16 protein-coding genes are annotated in these 19,694 nt (G+C 52.0%); 10 read left to right on the forward strand and 6 right to left on the reverse strand.

The genetic code is table 11. From position 1 onward, the window contains the following. The first annotated feature begins 66 nt into the window (after window positions 1-66). The 3 genes from NR121_RS17185 to NR121_RS17195 are packed head-to-tail and all read left to right on the forward strand — an operon-like array spanning window position 67 to window position 5,535. Window positions 67-1,983, forward strand: a complete 1,917-nt coding sequence (locus NR121_RS17185; RefSeq protein WP_062409882.1) for a putative thiazole-containing bacteriocin maturation protein — start codon at window positions 67-69, stop codon at window positions 1,981-1,983. Then, window positions 1,980-3,926 (forward strand): TOMM precursor leader peptide-binding protein, encoded by a 1,947-nt coding sequence (locus tag NR121_RS17190; protein ID WP_256831545.1) that lies wholly within the window; start codon window positions 1,980-1,982, stop codon window positions 3,924-3,926. Before NR121_RS17185 ends, NR121_RS17190 begins: the two co-directional genes overlap by 4 nt. A 22-nt stretch (window positions 3,927-3,948) precedes the next feature. Then, window positions 3,949-5,535 carry a SagB family peptide dehydrogenase gene (locus tag NR121_RS17195; RefSeq protein WP_062409880.1) on the forward strand — a complete coding sequence of 529 codons (1,587 nt, stop codon included), beginning with the start codon at window positions 3,949-3,951 and terminating at the stop codon, window positions 5,533-5,535. A gap of 67 nt (window positions 5,536-5,602) precedes the next feature. On the opposite strand, the gene NR121_RS17200 is transcribed toward NR121_RS17195, so the two are convergent. Next, window positions 5,603-5,911: a hypothetical protein gene (locus NR121_RS17200; RefSeq protein ID WP_145862548.1), complete on the reverse strand. Its 309-nt coding sequence runs from the start codon at window positions 5,909-5,911 to the stop codon at window positions 5,603-5,605. Window positions 5,912-6,098: 187 nt separating this feature from the next. Then, on the reverse strand, window positions 6,099-7,619 hold the full coding sequence (locus NR121_RS17205; protein WP_137670406.1) for an acetamidase/formamidase family protein: 1,521 nt from the start codon (window positions 7,617-7,619) through the stop codon (window positions 6,099-6,101). Window positions 7,620-7,977: 358 nt separating this feature from the next. On the opposite strand from NR121_RS17205, the gene NR121_RS17210 reads away from it, so the two are divergent. The 6 genes from NR121_RS17210 (at window position 7,978) to NR121_RS17235 (ending at window position 15,134) form a co-directional block, all read left to right on the forward strand. Beyond that, window positions 7,978-9,396 carry a PTS mannitol transporter subunit IIBC gene (locus NR121_RS17210; RefSeq protein ID WP_062409878.1) on the forward strand — a complete coding sequence of 473 codons (1,419 nt, stop codon included), beginning with the start codon at window positions 7,978-7,980 and terminating at the stop codon, window positions 9,394-9,396. Window positions 9,397-9,470: 74 nt separating this feature from the next. Then, entirely contained in the window at window positions 9,471-11,543 is a 2,073-nt protein-coding gene (locus NR121_RS17215) for a BglG family transcription antiterminator (protein ID WP_062409877.1), read from the forward strand. Further along, window positions 11,543-11,980, forward strand: a complete 438-nt coding sequence (locus NR121_RS17220; RefSeq protein WP_062409876.1) for a PTS mannitol transporter subunit IIA — start codon at window positions 11,543-11,545, stop codon at window positions 11,978-11,980. Before NR121_RS17215 ends, NR121_RS17220 begins: the two co-directional genes overlap by 1 nt. Beyond that, window positions 11,977-13,134 carry a mannitol-1-phosphate 5-dehydrogenase gene (locus NR121_RS17225; protein ID WP_062409875.1) on the forward strand — a complete coding sequence of 386 codons (1,158 nt, stop codon included), beginning with the start codon at window positions 11,977-11,979 and terminating at the stop codon, window positions 13,132-13,134. Before NR121_RS17220 ends, NR121_RS17225 begins: the two co-directional genes overlap by 4 nt. A 12-nt stretch (window positions 13,135-13,146) precedes the next feature. Then, a complete protein-coding gene (gene ptsP, locus NR121_RS17230) occupies window positions 13,147-14,874 on the forward strand; it encodes a phosphoenolpyruvate--protein phosphotransferase (RefSeq protein WP_062409874.1) in 1,728 nt (575 codons plus the stop codon). Continuing rightward, a complete protein-coding gene (locus tag NR121_RS17235) occupies window positions 14,871-15,134 on the forward strand; it encodes an HPr family phosphocarrier protein (protein WP_054818181.1) in 264 nt (87 codons plus the stop codon). Before ptsP ends, NR121_RS17235 begins: the two co-directional genes overlap by 4 nt. 75 nt (window positions 15,135-15,209) lie before the next feature. Here NR121_RS17235 and NR121_RS17240 read toward each other — a convergent pair whose 3' ends face one another. Beyond that, window positions 15,210-15,554, reverse strand: coding sequence for a spore coat protein (locus NR121_RS17240; RefSeq protein WP_062409873.1), 345 nt, complete (start codon window positions 15,552-15,554; stop codon window positions 15,210-15,212). A 15-nt stretch (window positions 15,555-15,569) separates the two neighbouring features. Continuing rightward, window positions 15,570-15,860: a ferritin-like domain-containing protein gene (locus tag NR121_RS17245; protein ID WP_062409872.1), complete on the reverse strand. Its 291-nt coding sequence runs from the start codon at window positions 15,858-15,860 to the stop codon at window positions 15,570-15,572. Window positions 15,861-16,024: 164 nt separating this feature from the next. On the opposite strand from NR121_RS17245, the gene NR121_RS17250 reads away from it, so the two are divergent. After that, window positions 16,025-17,431 carry an MATE family efflux transporter gene (locus tag NR121_RS17250; RefSeq protein ID WP_062409871.1) on the forward strand — a complete coding sequence of 469 codons (1,407 nt, stop codon included), beginning with the start codon at window positions 16,025-16,027 and terminating at the stop codon, window positions 17,429-17,431. Window positions 17,432-17,484: 53 nt separating this feature from the next. Here the strand turns inward: NR121_RS17250 and gdhA are convergent, their stop codons facing one another. Together gdhA and NR121_RS17260 are read right to left on the reverse strand one after the other, a co-directional pair. Next, on the reverse strand, window positions 17,485-18,861 hold the full coding sequence (gdhA, locus tag NR121_RS17255; RefSeq protein ID WP_054818182.1) for an NADP-specific glutamate dehydrogenase: 1,377 nt from the start codon (window positions 18,859-18,861) through the stop codon (window positions 17,485-17,487). Between the two features lie 389 nt (window positions 18,862-19,250). Then, window positions 19,251-19,694, reverse strand: coding sequence for a (2Fe-2S)-binding protein (locus NR121_RS17260; RefSeq protein WP_062411053.1), 444 nt, complete (start codon window positions 19,692-19,694; stop codon window positions 19,251-19,253).

Genomic DNA, 19,694 nt, shown 5'->3' on the forward strand with positions numbered 1-19,694 from the left:
AGCCATACATAAGATGAGAGTGAAAGTGACGGCTTTTAAGAGCAGCTTGCGGTAAGGAGGAGTGAAATGACAAAGCTGAATCCTTCTATGCGTCTGAAGGTAAAAGGGGATACCTTTTTTCTCCCCGCCTCGAACGGAAGCGTGTATTTTCGTAATAATTCAGGCTCGTTTCGAATGGAAGGCAGCGCGATTGATCAGTGGATTTCCAAGCTTCTGCCGGCATTAGACGGGCAGTACACCTTGGAGGAGCTGACGGACGGATTGCCGGACGAATACCGTAACCGGGTGGTGGAAATCGCAGAAAAGCTGTACCACAACGGCTTCGTACGCGTTGTAGAAGACCGTCCTCATCAATTACCGGATCCGATTCTGCAAAAGTATGCCTCTCAAATTGAATTTTTGAACAGCTTCGGCGGCTCGGGTGCGTACCGTTTTCAGTGCTACCGCCAGGCCAAAGTGTTGGCGGTAGGCTCGGGCTCATGGTTGGTCTCGTTGGCCGCGTCATTGCTCGAATCCGGGTTGCCCCGATTCCATGTCCTGATAACCGACTCGGTTTCGACCAACCGGCAGCGGTTGACGGAGCTTGCGGCTCACGCCCGCAAAACAGACCCTGAAGCGGCGGTAGAAGAAATTACCCTGCCGAAGGAGGGGGTGAGCTCTTGGCGGGAGGCTGTGCGGCCGTTTGATTCGGTTTTGTATGTATCGCAGGAGGGCGATCTGGAGGAGCTGCGGGCGCTTCATGCGGTTTGCAGAGAGGAGAAAAAAGGATTTCTCTCTGCCATTGGTCTGCAGCAGACAGGTCTGGCCGGTCCGCAGGTGCATCCGGACTCTGAAGCCTGCTGGGAATCGGCTTGGCGCCGCATCCACCGGTCTGCCTTGAACAAAGACCAATCGATTCACTTCCCCTCTCCTACAGCCGGAGCAATGCTTGTGAATGTGATCGTGTTTGAGTGGTTCAAAAAGGTGGCGGGCGTGGATGAACCGGAACGTAATAATAAGTTTTTTCTGCTTGATTTGGAGACATTGGAAGGCAGCTGGCATTCGTTCATCCCCCATCCGCTGGTGACCGGACATGCTGAGGCCCGGAGGATTTACGATCTTGAGCTGCGGTTGGACGAGAGCACGGATGAAGGAAATTCGACCGATTTGCTTACTTATTTCAGCTTGTTAACCTCGGAAGAGTCGGGAATTTTTCATCTTTGGGAGGAAGGGGACTTGAAGCAGCTTCCGCTCGCTCAGTGCCGGATTCAAACCGTTGATCCGCTGTCGGAAGGGCCGGCCGGGCTGCTGCCGGAAAAGATCTTTACGGGTCTGACGCATGAAGAGGCAAGGCGGGAAGCCGGATTGGCGGGAATTGAGGCCTATGTATCACGAATGGCAGGCCTGCTCGTACCCGATGAATTTATCGGCGTCGGAGCGGGGGAAACGATCGCGGAGGGCGTTTGCCGCGGGTTGCACCAATACTTGGCCGAGGAGCTGGGCAAGCGCCAAGGGAATCAGCCGCCTATTGTGGCCCTGGTAAGGCTGAGTGAGGTAGAAGATGAACGCTGCCGGTTTTACTTGCAGGCGTTAACCACAATGCAAGGTGCGCCCACGATCGGCTTGGGAGAGGCAGTGTCCGGTTTCCCCGCGGTTTGGGTCGGTACAGGCGGCCGCTGGTATGGCAGCACAGGCTTGAATGTGACCCTGGCGCTCAGGAAGGCGCTCCAGCGGGCGCTGCTGGATGCCCAACATCCCGAGGCCGGCTCTATCACGAGGGAGTTGGAAGCTTCGCCGGTGCTTCGGGAAGAAGCCGAGCCGCTAAGCCTTACGATCCCGGCGTGCGAACAGAGGGCGCAGCGGGAGACGCTTGAGTCCGCCCTGCAGCTTTTGACACGGAACGGCAAGCAGCTGGTGACCTTTGATCTAGCGGTTGAACCGTTTCTGAAAGAGAAATTGGCAGGCGTGTTCGGCGTGTCGTTACGAGAGGGGGAGTCCCGGTGAGCGGCGCTGTCGTGTTGGTTGTCGGAGAAGGGCTGTTGGCGGATTTCGTGTATTCCCAACTGTCTGCTCAATACGAGATTGTCCGTCAGTCCGATTTCAAAACAGGAGCACCCCAAGCGGCGGATTTGGTCCTGGTGCTGCACGACGGATGGCAGCCTTATGCTCATTACGAAGCGGAAGAGGTGATGCAATCGGCGGGCATCCCTTGGCTGCGCGGCTTCGTTTCCTTTGGCGAGGCCATGGTGGGACCGTTGGTTCGTCCGGGAAAGCCGGGATGCTCCCAATGTGCGGATTCGCGGTATCTGATGGCAGGACGCGACCGCAAGGAGATGTGGGGACTGCGGCAAATGCTGGCCGAGCATGGGGGAGTGCCGCGTGATGCGTGGGCATCCCGTACAGGGCTATTGCAGGCGGCGCACCTGCTTGCGGCGGAGGCGGACAGGGTGCTGCGGGGAGGCCGGGGAGGCCTGGAAGAGAACGTGGTGCTGCTTAATCTGCAAACGCTGAAGAGCTCGCGTCATTTCTTTTTACCCGATCCGCAGTGTGCGGTTTGCGGTCGATTGGCCGACGATACGCCGGAAGCGGCCCGAATACCGTTAAAGCCCAGTCCCAAAATCAACGCCGACAGCTACCGCTGCCGTCCGATCGATGACTTGAAGCCATTTCTGGCCGCGGACTACATTGATTACCGGATCGGTTTGTTGAATGGGAAAATGGTTGATTTCGTATCGCCCTTTGCCGATGTGAGCGTGAATCTGCCGCTGTTTTCGCAGGACGAAGCATGCGGAGGACGAACTCATTCCTATGCGGACAGTGAGCTGACCGGCATTATGGAGGGTTTGGAACGGTACTGCGGTGTGGCGCCTCGCGGCAAACGGACGGTGATCCGCGACAGCTTCCGCCGTCTCGAGGCTCAAGCCCTGGATCCCGTCAAGGTAGGCGTATATGATTTGCAGCAGTATGCGCGGCCCGGATTCCCGTTCAAACCGTTTGATCCGGATCGCCCGATCGATTGGGTATGGGGCTATTCGTTCAGGCAGGGGCGGCCGATCCTGGTTCCTGAGATGCTGGCTTATTACAGCCTGGGGTGCGGGGATAAATTTGTCCATGAAACGTCCAATGGATGCGCATTGGGAGGCAGTCTGGAGGAAGCTGTTTTCTACGGCATCATGGAAGTGGTGGAGCGCGATTCGTTCCTGTTGACCTGGTATGCACAGCTGCCTATTCCACATCTTGATCTTTCTTCCGCCGGCGACCGGGAATTGCAATTGATGATCGGACGTCTGCGGGCGGTGGCGGGTTATGATGTGGCTGTATTTAACGCTACGATGGAGAATGGAATTCCAAGCGTGTGGGCGCTCGCGAAAAACAGGAAACCCAACGGAGTCAATCTGATCTGTGCGGCCGGGGCTCATCCGGACCCGATCCGCGCGGTGAAAGGCGCGATTCACGAGCTCTCGGGCATGATGATGACGCTGGACGAGAAATTTGAAGCGAACCGGCAGGAAATTGAGCAAATGCTCCACGATCCGTTTCGGGTACGCCACATGGAGGACCATTCCATGCTGTACAGCTTACCCCAAGCGGAAGAACGTTTGCGGTTTTTACTGGATGAGAATCGTCCGTTGCGGACCTTTGACGAGGAGTTTAAGCCGAAGGCGGGATCTGCGGATTTGACCGATGATTTGAAGGACATTCTTCAGGTGTTTCACGACTTGAATCTTGATGTGATCGTGGTGGATCAGACTGCACCGGAGTTAAGGCGAAACGGATTGTACTGTGTGAAAGTATTGATTCCAGGGATGCTCCCTATGACGTTCGGTCATCATCTTACCCGTTTGACGGGACTGGAACGGGTATTCACCGTACCGGTGAAGCTGGGATATGCCAAGCAGCCGCTAAAGCCGGAACAGCTCAATCCGCATCCGCATCCGTTTCCATAATCCGTGAAGAGGAGTGAGGAGGATGAACCTGGATGCTTTTATACACCATCTGCATTATGACACGGATAGGGCGAGGCCTCCGGACTGGGAGACGGATTGGGAGGATGCGCCGCTTTCCTATAAGCTTTACCGCGGTTTGCCGGAGGTGCCCTTATCTCCGGAAGTGCCGCTGACGCTCGAAGGACGGCAAAAGCCAGGAAAGACAGGTCTTCGCGAAATCGGCCATTTTCTTTGGTATGCATTCGGGCTCACACAAGTGTGCCAGTCCATTCTGCCTTTCGATTCCGAGCATCAGGCGGTAAGCTCCATGCTGTTTAAGCGCCGGTTTATTCCCTCCGGCGGCGGGTTATATCCCAACGAATTATACATATATCTGAAGCTGGAAGACTTGCCTGCCGGGGTATATCACTACGATGCGGCACATCACCGTTTGGTGCTCCTGCGCGAAGGCCATTTCGATTCTTATCTGGCCAGGGCTCTTGGCAGCCGTTGTGACGTGTCGGCTTGTTTCGGTATGGTATTTGTTTCAACCCTGTTTTGGAAAAACTTCTTTAAATACCATAACTTTGGCTACAGGCTGCAGGGTCTGGATGCCGGCGTGCTGATCGGACAACTGCTGGAGGTGGCTAAACGGTTCGGTGTTTCCTCGGGGGTGTATTTCCAGTTTCTTGATCGGGCGGTGAACCATCTGCTCGGGCTATCCGAATGGGAGGAAAGTGTGTATGCGGTGATTCCTCTGTCGTCCGATCCTGACATCGCATGGTTTGCAAACCGCGGGGACGGAGACGCGATGGTTTCGGCGGCCGAACTGTGCCGGGAGCTGCCGGCAGTTTGGCATCGGCACTATGTCCGGTCACAGAGGATCAGGGGTTATCCGATGCTGGTCCGGATGAACGAAGCGTCCTTGATGGAGTCGCCCCGGTCGTTTCGGCGGATCGGAAAAGAGTGGACAGCTGACGATGCAGGTGAGGGCCCGACGGTAAAATTATCCCCTGTCCGGCGGCTTTCATATGATCTGGCAGCGGTCTGCAAAAAGCGCTATTCGCCGGAAATGGATTTTGTGACGGGACGGGTAAGCGAGCCGAATTTGGCCGCGCTGCTGCGGGAGGCGGCGGAATCTTACGGATATCGCAATGATTTGGATGGAAACTGTGAGGACCCCGCGCCTCGCGTCGTCCTGTATTGTTGTTTATACGGCGTTGAGGGCATCCCGGACGGCGCTTACCGCTATGACAGTGTTCGTCATGTGCTCAGTCAGGTTCGTCCCGGGGACCATCGGCTTTGGCTGCAGCAGGGGATGTCCCTGGACAATGTGAACCTGTACCAAGTCCCGTTATGCCTGCATGTGGCGGGAGACAAGGACCATCTTCATTCGGCACTGGGGTACCGGGGGTATCGTGTCCAACAGATGGAAGCGGGGATGCTCGTTCAGCGCCTGCTGCTCGCGGCGTTCGCCTTGGGGATGGGCGGGCATCCGCTTCTCGGATATGATGTAAGCTTGTGTGACGAGGTCTACCATATGGCTCGGCAAGGACGAACGAGCCTGATTCAAGTTCCGGTCGGCCCTTATCGTGATCGCCCCCGATTATCGGGCGGATTGCATGGTTGAGAGAGGCGGAAAAACATAAATTACAGCCCGAATGCACACGGCATTCGGGCTGTCCTTCTGTACGTGATTAATAATGAATCGGATAAGAGCAAGGATGATGTTGATGTTGGTGGTGATGCGGCCAAGGATGGTGATAGTACCAGGGATCGTAGTGACCGTGGTGTTGCCACGGACTGTACCAGCCAGGATGGAAGCCGTCAAAATAGCCATGATGAACATGAGCATGATGATAGTGGTGGTCGCGATTAGGGTAACCGTACTGATAGTAGTCATAATAAGGGGCATAAGCTTGCGCATCAATTTGAGCCTGCTGCGCAGGGTAATCGAATTCGGCTGCATCTGCCGGTTGTATTACGGATGGGTTTTCCTGAGTCATCTTTGTTCCTCCTTTGTTAACTTACTCTACAATATGCAGAAACGAAAAAAAGGGCACTTGTCTATATCCATTGGCTTGAAAAATTTTATTTTGAACAGCACAACAAAACAGACCTTCCGAAACAGAGGGTCTGTTTGTTATGTAACCGCCGTGCCGGCCTTTCAACGTGTCGGCACGCAGGGATGGTTTATTTACTGCTCAGCGCAACGGCTGCATGTAGTTCTTTGCCCGATGTTGTCCAATTGACGTAAGCCCCGAGAATGTCCCGGACCGTTTTCACGGGAATCATCGTTTTCTCATTGATGATGTGCGGTATTCCTTCATTATATATCTCTTTGCCGTCAACATGATATAGGTTGGAATCGTTCTTCACAGTTATGCTTTTACCCTGCAAAGTGACGACGGCCGATCTTGTCGCGCTGTCCCACGCTACCGTTCCGCCTAATTCTTCGACAATGTCGCGAAGAGGGACATAGAACTTATCGTTGTTAATTACAGTAGGGGAGATGTGTTTCCCGTTGACATTCACATGGATGCTTAGAGACTCCAGAAAATCAGTCTTACGAATGAGACCGTGTATTCCCTTGGTCCGGTCCACAACCTGAGATACTTCATAATCTGTGGCGGCGCTGAGATAAGCGTAAGCCACTTCGCGGCTCATGCCCAGTTTTTCCGACAGGAAGGCAATCGATTCGCGAACCGCTTCTTTCATGGCTTCATCCAGATCGGGATCGAGTCCGATCGGAATCCAGTAATCATCCGTTTCGGCAAAAGGCTGGGTGAATTCGCCGTTGCGGGGAATGGACGGATCTCCCTTTTTAAGTACGGTTAAACGCAAGGTTCCACGCAGGGAAGCTTCTAAAGCGGTTAAAGCGACTTCGCCGTCCCCTTGTGCAAAGTGAGGATCGCCGGTATAGAAAAGGGCGCCGTTGACTTTAACAGGCAGATAAAGCGTTGAGCCTACACCTAATTCATTAATATCGATGTTGCCCCCCGTTTCGGATGGAGGCACCGAATTTATTTTTTCACTCGAGTCGGGGGCCACACCCATGATACCCAGAAACGGGTTGATCGGAAACCGGACTTTTTGATTGTTTTCCGTAGGCAGAACACCGTACCATCTGCCATGGATCTCTTCAATAGGGGTGAAGATAGATACGTTATTATACCGTTCCGGATGTTCAGCGCCGGCCCCTTCTTGTCGCCCTTTATTTTCGGGGAATTCGCCAGGTAATGCTCCTTTGTAGTGACGATTGGAAATAACGCCATAGGGGACTCTTGTCTGCAATGAAAGAACTTCTACTTTTAATACATCTCCAGGCTCCGCCCCTTCGACTGCAACAGGTCCTGTAACGATGTGAGGACCGTCTTTATCGAAATCATGCTCGATGGAGGAGGCGGCAATCGCCTTGGCATCATCCAACACCTGATCCGCAGGAATACCATGAGCTCCAAAGTATTGAACTGGATTTCGTCCCTGGTCTTCGATAATGCCCTCATGAGAGACTGTATCGAATGTCACCGTACTTCCGGAAGGAACGGTGAGTACCGGTTTGCTGTCGCGATTAGGCAAATGCCCCCAACGAATATTTTCTACGGTTGACGGAACATAATATTCCCCTTCCACCTTCTCTAAAGTAGTAGGTTGAAGAGGCATGGCGCTTGCACTGGAAATACCGAAAGATGGTAAGGTTAGTATTGCTGTCATAAATAATAGGAATCCTGTCCGCGAAATCTTACTTTTTTGATCTTTCATCCCAATTTCACTCCCAATTATGTTATTTTATCTAACACATATGAGAGGATTATATAAGATAACTGATTTTTTGACAATATATTTAATTAAAATGTTATAAAACATTACATAAAAATGGGGCGGTATAACTGGAACAGAATCGTTTTCCAAGCGGCGATGTATAAATCTTCTTAAATGTTGTCAACAGTAATCATGACGAAATGAACTTTTCCTTTGGTTGAAACCATCAGTCATCCTGATTTACGATGAAACCATAAGCCTTTATCTGAACAGCGGCAAAGGCAAGTTACAATCAAAGGGGGCTTTTCTAGTGAATACAGCTGCGGCGCAGCAGTCATCGTCCGGCGGGGTTCGGGTAGCTGTACAACGTTTCGGCCGATTCCTGAGCGGCATGGTCATGCCGAATATGGGCGCTTTCATAGCATGGGGTTTGATTACGGCTTTATTTATTCCGACAGGATGGTTTCCTAACGAGTACCTGGCCAAGCTGGTAAATCCTATGATCACTTACCTGCTTCCCATTCTTATCGGGTATACCGGGGGACAGATCATTCACGGTTCCCGCGGCGGGGTCATCGGCGCTGTGGTAACGATGGGAGTCGTAGTAGGTGCGACCATTCCCATGTTTTTGGGGGCTATGATCGTCGGACCGGCTTCGGCGTGGGTTTTGAAGCAGTTTGACAAAGCGGTCGACGGCAAAATCCGTTCCGGTTTTGAAATGCTCGTCAATAACTTTTCAGCCGGGATTATCGGGGGCGCGTTAGCTCTGGTAGCGTATACGGGCGTAGGCCCGGTCGTTCAAGTGATCAGCAATACCTTGGCGGCAGGGGTCCAATTCCTGATCAATGCCGGGTTGCTTCCGCTGGCTAATATCCTGATTGAGCCGGGTAAAGTTCTTTTCCTGAATAACGCGATCAATCATGGCGTCTTGGGTCCGATTGCTTTGGATCAATCGGCCAAAACAGGGCAATCGATCATTTTCATGCTGGAATCGAATCCGGGACCGGGGCTCGGTATTCTGCTCGCTTACTGGCTGGTAGGGCGCGGTACGGCGAAGCAATCCGCACCCGGTGCAGCGGTTATCCATTTCTTTGGCGGAATCCATGAGATTTATTTCCCTTATATTCTGATGAATCCGCGCCTGATTTTGGCTGCGATTACAGGCGGTGTAGTCGGAACGTTCACATTCTCCTTATTTCAAGCCGGACTGGTGGCTACGCCATCGCCGGGGAGTATTTTCGCTTACATCGCGATGGCGCCCAGAGGCGGGCTGTTCCCGGTATTGGCGGGTGTCCTGACGGCAACCGTCGCTTCATTCCTGGTTGCGTCGCTTCTGCTCAAAATGAGCCGTAAGGCAGAGCAGGAAGGCGATTTGGAGCAGGCTGCCGAGAAGATGAAGCAAATGAAAAACGCGGGTAAGGCCGAAGCAGTGGCGGTGGCAGAGAACAAGAAATCCGAAGTGAACAAAATCGTATTTTCTTGTGATGCCGGGATGGGCTCCAGCGCGATGGGGGCATCCATTTTAAGGAAGAAAATGAAAGAAGCGGGCGTTGAAGTGACGGTCATTAATACCGCAATCAGCGAGATTCCGCAGGACGCGGATATCGTGATTACACATAAAACGCTGACCGATCGCGCGAAGGTGCAAGCGCCGAACGCCGAGCACATTTCGATCGACAACTTCCTGAAGAGCCCGGAATACGAAGAGCTCGTCAAGCGGTTAAGCTAATTCAATTGCAGTATATTTAACGCTGGCATTCTGCCGGCGTTATCTCCATTTTGTAAAAGAGGAGATTGTCCGTTATGAACATTTCCAACCGACAACGACAAATCCTGGAGCTGCTGCTGAACCGCAAGGATGAGATCACGGCAGGAGAAATTGCCGCTGAAATCAAAGTCAGCACGAGAACGGTTCACAGAGAGCTGTCGGAGTTGGAGGAAATTCTGGCGGCCTATGACGTCTCACTGCACAAAAAATCCGGCATCGGCATCCAAATTCAAGCTGAACCGGAACAGCTGGAGAAGTTCAAACGGAGTCTCTCCCACATGGGTACAGTGGAATTCTCGGCGGAGGAACGAAAAGCATTGATGCTTTGCCTGCTTTTGGAAGCCGAAGAACCGGTGAAGCTGTTTGCTCTGGCGCATGATTTGCATGTTACCGTACCGACGGTCAGCAGTGATCTGGACGACCTGGAGGATTGGATTCAGAAAAGCGGTCTTACCTTGGTGCGGCGAAGAGGGTATGGCGTGCTTCTCGGCGGATCTGAAGCGAATAAACGCGAAGCCATATGCCGGCTGGCCCGCAAGCATCTGGATGATTCCGATTTGTTCGGAAAAATCGCAAGCGGACCGCTTCATCCGCTTACCGGACGGCTGCTTGCGATGATAGGTAAAGAGCATTGGATGGATGTGGAGCAAGCGCTATGGCAGATGGAGGACCGGTGGCCTCTGGAGCTGTCGGAGGCGGCCTATACCGATCTCTTGATCCGGTTGTCCGTGGCGCTTGCGCGAATCAGGCAGGGCAAGACGATCGAGCCGGACCAAAGGGGAGTCCCGGATACCGGCGAAACCGTCCGTGAGGGTACGGTCAGGGATCAAATGGTGCGTCATTTATCCGAAACACTGCATCTTTCCTTGCCTCCGGAGGAAGCCGATTATATAGCCGGGCTATTCGATGAAAATGGGGAGGCCCGCACCAACAGCCTGCTGCCTCAAGATGATCTGAGCTTGCTGGAGACCGTTCAAAAGCTTATACGCCGCGTAGAGGATCAGACCGGTGTTCCGTTGAGTGAAGACCGTTCCTTGAGGGACGGTCTAATCAAGCACATTGAGCCTGCATTGCAGAGGATCAGGGAAGGCGTGCAGATCCGCAATCCGCTGCTTGCCCAAATCAAAAAAGATTATGAGCATCTGTTTGGATATGTCAGGCAAGCGGTAGACGAAATTATTACCGGATTTGCAGTGCCGGATGAGGAAATCGGATTTCTGGTCATGCATTTCGGGGCGTCCCTGGAACGTCTGAAGCAGTTTTCCCGGAATGTAAGGGCCATCGTGGTGTGTACCAGCGGCATCGGATCCTCAAAGCTGCTGGCTATCCGTCTGGAGAAGGAGCTTCCCCAAATTGACATCGTCGACAATGTATCCTGGTACGAAGCGGCCAGATTTCCCGCAGAGGCTTACGATTTGATCATATCCACCGTGGATCTTCCGCTGGAACCGGATCAATACTTCAAGCTGAGCCCTCTGCTGACCAAAGAAGAGACGGAGAAACTGCGGCAATATGTTCAAAATATCACCTTAAAACGGGCTCCGGCCGACCTTCCCGAACCCTTGCAGGGAACCCCGGCTTTGGACCGTTTAAGATCGTTAAAAGCTTATTTAAACGAAACGGTCTGCCTGATGGATCATTTTGAAGTATATCGCTTGTCCAATAGCCCGGATTTGCGGCAAACGTTACGGCAGGCTTGCGAAGAGGTGCGCAAGGACGGGGCGTTGGCGAGGCCCGAACCGGTCGTCGAGCAGCTGCTTGAGAGGGAACGATACGGGAGTCAAATCATCCCGGATACCGGACTTGCTTTATTTCATACCAGAAGCGAGCATATCACAAGGCCGCTGCTGTCTTTGTTCAGGTTAAGCAATGCTCTGACCCTGGATCCCGAGCATCCCGCGCAGGTTCGCGAGCTTTTGCTGATGCTAGGGCCGCGGGAGCTTTCCAAAGAAGGTCTGGAAGTCCTGAGCGAGATTAGCGCCATGCTGCTTCTGCCGGATATGATTCGGATGCTGGAGAACGGGACGACAGAGCAAATCAGGCAGTTTATATCGAATGAGCTCGCAGGCTTTTTTGAAAATAAAATGGAAATGGAGAGGGTTATCTAGTGAGTATTTTATCGAAGGACAAAGTCAAGCTGAATGCCAAAGTACAGGACAAATATGAAGCGATTCGCATGGCCGGACAGCTGCTCGTCGATGCGGGCCACGCTTCCGTCGAATATATCGATAAAATGATTGAGCGAGAACAAACCTTGTCCACTTATATGGGCGGGGGCTTGGCTATTCCTCACGGCACCAAGGATTCCAAGGAGCTGATCCGCTCCACGGGGCTGTCGATTGTCCAAATTCCCGAGGGCGTCGATTTCGGAGATGGAGAAAAAGCGCATCTGGTCGTGGGCATTGCCGCGGCAGGGGATGATCATCTGGACATTTTGACGAATGTGGCGATGATATGTTCCGATGACGATAACCTGGAGCGTATCCTTAAAGCATCTACGGCGGAAGAAATGATCGCGATCTTCGAAAGCGGGATGGAAGCATGAGGGCGGTCCATTTCGGAGCGGGAAACATTGGCAGAGGGTTTATCGGACTGCTGCTGTCGAGATCGGGATATGAGGTTTGCTTTGTCGACGTGAACGACACGCTCGTTTCCTTGCTTCAGCAAAGAGGCGAATATACGGTAGCCTTGGCGAACGAAGCCCAAGAGGCGGCGGTCGTGAGGGGCGTTACGGCGATCAACGGAAAAGATCTGGAAAGGGTAGCCGAGGCGGTTGCGAATGCGGACCTGGTCACAACGGCTGTCGGAGTTTCGATTCTCAAGCACATTGCCGAAGGAATTGCCAAAGGCATTGAACAGCGCCTTTCGCGCTCCAACGCCCCTCTGCATATTATTGCCTGCGAAAATGCGATCGGCGGAAGCACGCAGTTAAAGGAGCATGTGTATTCCCATTTGAGCGGAGAGATGCGCAGCAAAGCGGATCAATATACAGCTTTTCCGGATGCCGCGGTAGACCGGATCGTACCGATCCAGCATCATGAGGATCCGCTTCACGTAACGGTGGAGCCGTTTTATGAGTGGGTGGTTGACCGTTCTGGGATGATCGAGGGGTTTACCGAAATCCAGGGCGTTCATTATGTGGACGAATTGACGCCTTATATTGAACGCAAACTTTTTACCGTCAATACGGGGCACTGCTGCGCTGCCTATCTCGGATACCTGCAAGGCTTCCAGACGATTCAGGAAGCGATGGCGGACCAGGGTATTACAGCGCAGGTTCGGCAGGTATTGGAGGAAACCGGCGAACTGCTGGTGAAGAAGTACGCTTTTGATTCGCAGGAACATAAGAACTATATTCATAAAATTCTGGACCGCTTCCGTAATCCTTATTTGACGGATGAGGTCATACGGGTAGGGCGTTCGCCTATCCGCAAGCTGTCTCCGAACGACCGGCTGGTTCGTCCGGCCCTTCAGGCGTTTGAGCTGGGAATGACGCCGAATCATCTGGCACGGGCTATGGCTGCCGCCCTGTTGTTCGATCATACGGAAGATCCGGAAGCCGTGGAACTGCAGTCAACCATTCAAGCTATGGGACTGGGCCGGGCGGTGACTCATTATACAGGCATCCCGGAGAATCATCCGGTGCATGGGCTGATTTTGGAGCATGTTCATCAATTAAAGCAGCAGGTTCATTCGTAAGGGAGGTACATCATGTCGAATCAGTTAACGGGTATCGCCGCTTCTCCCGGCTTGGCCATTGCCAAAGTCTACCGACTGAACAACTCAGCTCATATCCCCGTTCGCAGTACCGTGACGGATCCGAAGCAGGAGGTTCAGCGCTTCCGGCAAGCCGTCGAGCAGGCGAAGCAGGAGCTGGAATCCATTCGGGAGCTGACCGAAGCGAAGCTCGGCGCCCAGAAAGCCGAAATATTCGAATCGCATTTGCTTTCGCTTGAGGATCCGGATTTCATAGATGTCATTATGGATAACATCGAGCAGGAAGGAATCAACGCGGAATACGCGCTTTATGAAGTTTCACAAGCATTTATCAATACATTGATGGCCATGGATAACGAGCTCTTAAGGGAGCGGGCGGCAGATGTGCGCGACGTATCCGGCCGCTTGATGAGCGGATTGCGCGGAGAGAAATATACCACCGTTTCAGATATTGCGGAGGAGTCCATCATAATAGCCGAGGATCTTTCGCCGTCGGATACGGCGCAGCTTAACCTGGATGTCGTGCGGGGCTTTATTACGGAAATTGGCAGCCGGACATCCCATTCCGCGATCATGGCCCGTTCTCTGGGCATCCCGGCGATTGTCGGCGTCGGCGCCGCCGCAGGAGACATTCCGGCGGGGGTTACCGTCATTATGGATGCCTCGGAAGGACGTATTGTGGTCGATCCGACTGAAGAGGAACTGAATGCTTACCGTGCGAAGAAAGAACAGTATGACCGCCGTCAGGCCGAACTTAGCAAGCTGAAGGATCAACCCACGGTCTCCAAAGACGGCCGTCAGGTCGAGCTCGCCGCCAATATCGGCAGCGTTGAAGACGTGCAGAAGGCGATTGACAACGGCGCGGAAGCCATCGGACTGTTCCGGACGGAATTTTTATATATGGGACGGAGCTCTTTTCCGACCGAAGAGGAGCAATTCAAGGTTTACAAGTATGTGCTCGAAAAAATGGAGGGAAAGCCTGTCGTGATCCGGACGCTGGATATCGGGGGCGACAAGGAGCTCCCGTACCTGGAGCTTCCGAAGGAGAGCAATCCTTTCCTGGGCCTGCGCGCCGTCCGCCTTTGCCTCGACCGGCAGGAACTATTCCGTACGCAGCTTCGCGCGCTTCTGCGGGCAAGCCGTTACGGCCAGCTGAAGATTATGTTCCCGATGATCGCCGTTCTCGAGGAGCTGCTGGAGGCCAAGCGTCTGCTCCAGGAGGAAAAGGACAAGCTTATTCAAGAAGGCGAGACGGTAGCCGATCGCATTGAAGTAGGCATGATGATTGAAGTGCCAGCAGCGGCGCTTGCGGCGGACAGCTTTGCCGCAGAGGTCGATTTTTTCAGCATCGGGACCAACGATCTGATTCAATATACCATGGCTGCAGACCGGATGAACGAAACGGTATCGTACCTGTATCAGCCGCTGCATCCTTCCATTCTCCGACTCATTCAAATGGTCATTCGGGCGGCCGAGCGGGAAGGCAAATGGGTCGGCATGTGCGGGGAGATGGCCGGCGATGCCACGGCGATTCCTCTGCTGCTGGGACTGGGGCTGCATGAGTTCAGCATGAGCGCCGGTTCGATCCTGCCCGCCAGGGAGCTGATCCGCGAGCTTTCTCAAGAGGAATGGGCCGTTCACGCCGGGCGTGCGCTTGCGATGAGAAGCCAGAATGAAATCAAAGAGGTTGTTCAAATGCTGACAAGGAGTGATTCCAAGTGAAATCCCAAACCTTTACTGTGCTTAATCCTTCCGGATTTCATGCACGGCCTACGAAAATATTCGTTCAGACCGCCGGTGCGTTCCCATGCAAAGTGAATGTGATCAAAAACGGAAAAAAAGTAAACGGAAAAAGCTCGTTGAGCATGCTTACGCTGGGGATTGCCCAAAATGACGAGGTAACGCTGGAAACAGACGGAGAACAAGAAGAGCAGGCGCTTAAAGAATTAGGAGAGCTGCTGGTCAAGATTTACGAAGAATAGATGGCATAAAACAGGACACCTGCTTTTGTGAGCGGGTGTCCTTGTTTTATGTCCATGATATTAAGAGGACGGCGCTTAATAAGGGAATTGCGAGGAATAGCCGCTGAATTGCTGATGCGCTTGTTGCAGCTTTTGCTGCTCTTCAGCCTCCAGCTTATACCAGCCGTTCTGGAACATCAAGTTATACAGCTCTCTCGCGCTCTGGTGCGTTTCGGTCAAGATCTGGAGCATGTCGTCATGGAGCTGCTGATGGCTGGCTTCACGGACAGCGACATTGAAGCCGTCCGTCAAGTATTTACACGTACTGAGGCCGTCGTTCAAAAAGTCGCGGTCATTCATCTGCGGTCCTTTGATATTCGGCAGTTGGCCTGACTGCGGATTGGCGATCTCATTAGGATTTGGGGCTTGCTGCGTTGGCATGGATCCAATCTCCTTTTACTGTGACGTTTGCTGCGGACGAGGCAGATTCGCCATTACGGCGTTATTATTCACCTGCAGGTGAGTCAGCAGCTTTTGGTAATGACGTTGATGCATTTGTCCGGCTTTGTCGAACGCTTGTTTCAATTGCGGATTGATCGTTTGTTGGGCGAAAAAATGAAACTTCTTAAATGCGTTCAGTTCCCAGGACAGCGCATCCTTGAGGTAAAGCAAATCTTTGGTCGTAATCACACGGGGAGGAACGGGTATCGGCACTTGAGCCGGAGGATTCATGGTCGTCGTCGTCATCAAAGTACTCCTTTCCTGATTACGAAGTTTTCACTATATATAATGAACATTCAAAGGCGGATTATGCTCTGGATTAATTTTTTATGAATGAAAATGAATGAAAACTGTGCTAAGATAATAATTCATTGAATGACTACAGGTTCCATAACCAGAAAGGTGACCTCATGAGCTCTATAACATCCGGGAGGACGGCAAAGGCTGCCAGTACCAAAGATTTCAATCTGTTTTTATTAACCTGGCCGATTTTTTTGGAATTGTTTCTTTTTATGCTGATGGGGGCTGTCGATACCTTTATGTTAAGCGCGGTTTCGGACGATGCGGTCTCTGGTGTAGGCGTGGCGCATCAGGTGATTTTTATCGCTATTTTAGTCCTTGAGGTGATTGGGAACGGTGCGGCGATTGTCGTCGCTCAATACATAGGCTCCAGAAAACCGGCCGACGCGGCCCGAATTTCAGCGACAGCCGTCACCCTGAACTTAATGATCGGCTTGACGCTGAGCGCAAGCTTTGTTCTCTTTGGAAACCGGCTGCTGCAAGCAGTGAATTTGCAAGGGGATATTTTGCGCTACGCTCAGATCTATATCGTCATTGTAGGCGGCGGCTTATTTCTTCAGGCAATGATCAACACGTTATCCAGCATAATTCGAACGTACGGGTATACCAAGCAGTCGATGTTTGTTTCGTTGGGGATGAACGTCATTCATGTAGCGGGTAACTATCTGTTGATTTTCGGTCATTGGGGTTTCCCGGAAATGGGCGTCGCAGGAGCGGCTTTATCCACGGTCCTCAGCCGCGGGATAGCCGTTATCGTCTTTTTTTGGCTGCTGTACCGCATCATGGAGATCAGGGTGAAAGTAAGAGATTATGTTGTCCTTTCCAAAGTTTATGTAGGTAAAATACTGAAAATCGGAATTCCATCGGCCTTTGAACAACTGACATATCATGCCTGCCAGACGGTCTTTCTATACTATGTTACCTTCTTGGGGGCTGCGGCGCTGGCTTCCAGACAATATGCAATGAACATTTCGATGTTTATCTTTTTGTTTAGTGCAGCCATCGGGATGGGGACGGCGATCATCACCGGCCGTCTAGTGGGTGCGGGACGGAAGGATGAAGCTTATTACAGGGTATGGCAAAGCTTGAAATGGGGCCTGTTCCTTACCGTTCTGGTCGATATCGTCGTGATCCTGTTCCGTGACCCTCTGATCGGCATATTTACGCAGGATCCCGTTATCCTTGGCTTGACTTCACAGGTCATTGTTCTAAGCCTATTGCTCGAAACCGGGCGTACGTTTAACCTTGTGCTGATCAATTCACTGCGAGCAGCCGGGGATGCGAAATTTCCCGTGTATATGGGTCTGATCTCGATGGCAGGAATGAGCTTGCCCTTAGGTTATTTTCTTGTATTCCATTTGAATCTCGGATTAGCCGGGGTTTGGCTGGCGATTGCTGCGGATGAATGGACGCGGGGAATCATTATGTTCTTCCGTTGGCGAAGCAGGACATGGGAAAAGCTGGCGCTGGTCGATTCTTCGGGAAATCCGGTGTCGGCGGCTGCCGGCACATCATAAATAAACGATTAAGAAGGGCTGACCATCCGGTCAGCCCTTTAAACGTATCTGTATTAAATGATTCCTTGTGCCAGCATGGCATCGGCAACTTTGGTAAATCCGGCGATATTCGCCCCAACCAGGAGGTTTCCGGGCTGGCCGTATTCTTCAGCGGCTTGGACGCTGCTTCTGTAGATGTTTTTCATAATAGCATGAAGCTTGTCATCGACTTCGTGGAAGCTCCAGGAATATCTCATGCTGTTTTGAGCCATTTCCAATGCGGATACGGCTACGCCGCCGGCATTAGCAGCTTTCGCCGGTCCAAACAGGACTTTGTTGGCCAAGAATACATCGATAGCTTCCAATGTGGACGGCATATTCGCGCCTTCGCCTACAGCCTTCACCCCATTGGCAACCAGAAGCTTAGCGGAGGCTTCGCTAATTTCATTCTGCGTAGCGCATGGCAGAGCAATGTCACACGGGATCGTCCAAATGCCTTCGCAGCCTTCATGGTATTCGGCGTTAGGATGTTCCTTGACGTATTCGCTGATGCGTTTTCTCTCGACTTCTTTTATCTGTTTTACCGTTTCGAATTTAATGCCGTCCGGATCATAAACATATCCGTTGGAATCGCTGCAAGCGAGCACTTTGGCGCCCAATTGGGTCGCTTTTTGAATCGCATACAGGGAGACGTTGCCGGATCCGGAAATGACGACCGTGCTGTCTTCAAAGCTTAACCCAATGGACTTCAACATTTCTTCTACGAAGTAGACCGTACCGTAACCGGTAGCTTCTGTACGCGTCAAGCTGCCGCCGTAACCGATTCCTTTGCCCGTCAGCACACCGGCTTCATTGCCTCCGCGGATTCTTCTGTATTGACCGAACATATAACCGATTTCTCTAGCGCCTACGCCAATGTCGCCGGCCGGCACGTCCGTATCCGGACCGATGTATTTAAACAGCTCCGTCATGAAGCTCTGGGTAAATCTCATGATCTCTCCGTCGGATTTCCCTTTGGGATCGAAGTCGGATCCGCCCTTGCCTCCGCCGATCGGCTGCCCTGTCAAGGAGTTCTTGAAAATTTGCTCGAATCCTAAAAATTTAATGATGCTGGCATTGACGGAAGGATGAAATCTTAATCCGCCTTTATAAGGGCCGAGAACGCTGTTGAATTGAACCCGGAATCCGCGGTTAACCTGCACTTTTCCTTGATCGTCCACCCAAGGCACTCTGAACGTGATCATTCTTTCGGGCTCGACAATTCTTTCCAGAATACCGGCCTGCATGTATTTGGGATGTTTTGCAAAAACAGGGACAAGCGAAAATAAAATTTCCTTAATCGCCTGATGAAATTCGCTTTCATGAGGATTGCGCTTGATTACGGTATCATAAACTTCATTGACATATGTTCTTGCTGCTAATTCATTATGCTGTGCTGTTTCTAACGCCATGCTTTAACCTCCGTTATTTATTGTCTTCAGGTCAAATGATCCTTTCCCATTCAAATTATTTTTACATATTTATATTAAGAAAACAATAGCTTTTATACAAAAAATAAGAGGTTGATTTGCATGCAAGTTATATAACATATATTTAACATAATACGTTATAAGCATCTTTTATTTATGGATATATTTTACAACCACATCTATTTGCATGACAAAATTATTTTATGTAGGCACACTAAATAATGAGGCTATTATTACGGACTGGTTCACAGTCAATTTCAAAATGAGCCGGTCTCTTGATCATCGAATCGCCTTCAAGAGAACTCTGCCATCAAGTCGGCAAGCAAACAAACGCCCTTCTATCTTATAGAAAGGCGTTTGGTTTGGCTGTATTATCCCGGGCGCAATATGGAGAGTACGGCCTCCTTGATTTCCTGATAGCCCGTACACCGGCAAATGTTGGACTGCAGCCAATCTTGGATGATTTCATCGCTGGCGTGGGGATGGGTTTGAATTAAGGCATGGCAATTCATGATGAACCCCGGGGTACAGTAACCGCATTGAAAGGCCCCATGCTCGATAAACGCTCTCTGGATGGGAGCATCCGTCAATCCTTCAATCGTGGTGACCTGTTTTCCCGCTGCCTCCACGGCAAGCATGATGCAGGACTTCATCGGCTGGCCGTCGACCAGAACCGTGCAGGCCCCGCAGTCTCCATTGAGACAGCCCGGCTTGGCGCCGGTCAGTCCCAGTCCTTCCCTCAGCACGTGCAGCAGCGTATCCGCCGGTCTGACGGCAGCATCTTTGACTTCCTTATTTATGTTAAGCTCCACCAT

The sequence above is a fragment of the Paenibacillus sp. Pae15 genome (assembly GCF_024519685.1).
Classification (GTDB): domain Bacteria; phylum Bacillota; class Bacilli; order Paenibacillales; family NBRC-103111; genus Paenibacillus_G; species Paenibacillus_G naphthalenovorans.

What these genes read in the sequence shown, in the direction of transcription:
- NR121_RS17245 (WP_062409872.1), bottom strand. Translation starts at nt 15,860, where the DNA reads ATGACGACGACGACCATGAATCCTCCGGCTCAAGTGCCGATACCCGTT.
- NR121_RS17225 (WP_062409875.1), top strand. Translation starts at nt 11,977, where the DNA reads ATGAGGGCGGTCCATTTCGGAGCGGGAAACATTGGCAGAGGGTTTATC.
- NR121_RS17215 (WP_062409877.1), top strand. Translation starts at nt 9,471, where the DNA reads ATGAACATTTCCAACCGACAACGACAAATCCTGGAGCTGCTGCTGAAC.
- ptsP (WP_062409874.1), top strand. Translation starts at nt 13,147, where the DNA reads ATGTCGAATCAGTTAACGGGTATCGCCGCTTCTCCCGGCTTGGCCATT.
- NR121_RS17185 (WP_062409882.1), top strand. Translation starts at nt 67, where the DNA reads ATGACAAAGCTGAATCCTTCTATGCGTCTGAAGGTAAAAGGGGATACC.
- NR121_RS17200 (WP_145862548.1), bottom strand. Translation starts at nt 5,911, where the DNA reads ATGACTCAGGAAAACCCATCCGTAATACAACCGGCAGATGCAGCCGAA.
- NR121_RS17195 (WP_062409880.1), top strand. Translation starts at nt 3,949, where the DNA reads ATGAACCTGGATGCTTTTATACACCATCTGCATTATGACACGGATAGG.
- gdhA (WP_054818182.1), bottom strand. Translation starts at nt 18,861, where the DNA reads ATGGCGTTAGAAACAGCACAGCATAATGAATTAGCAGCAAGAACATAT.
- NR121_RS17205 (WP_137670406.1), bottom strand. Translation starts at nt 7,619, where the DNA reads ATGACAGCAATACTAACCTTACCATCTTTCGGTATTTCCAGTGCAAGC.
- NR121_RS17240 (WP_062409873.1), bottom strand. Translation starts at nt 15,554, where the DNA reads ATGCCAACGCAGCAAGCCCCAAATCCTAATGAGATCGCCAATCCGCAG.
- NR121_RS17260 (WP_062411053.1), bottom strand. Translation starts at nt 19,694, where the DNA reads ATGGTGGAGCTTAACATAAATAAGGAAGTCAAAGATGCTGCCGTCAGA.
- NR121_RS17250 (WP_062409871.1), top strand. Translation starts at nt 16,025, where the DNA reads ATGAGCTCTATAACATCCGGGAGGACGGCAAAGGCTGCCAGTACCAAA.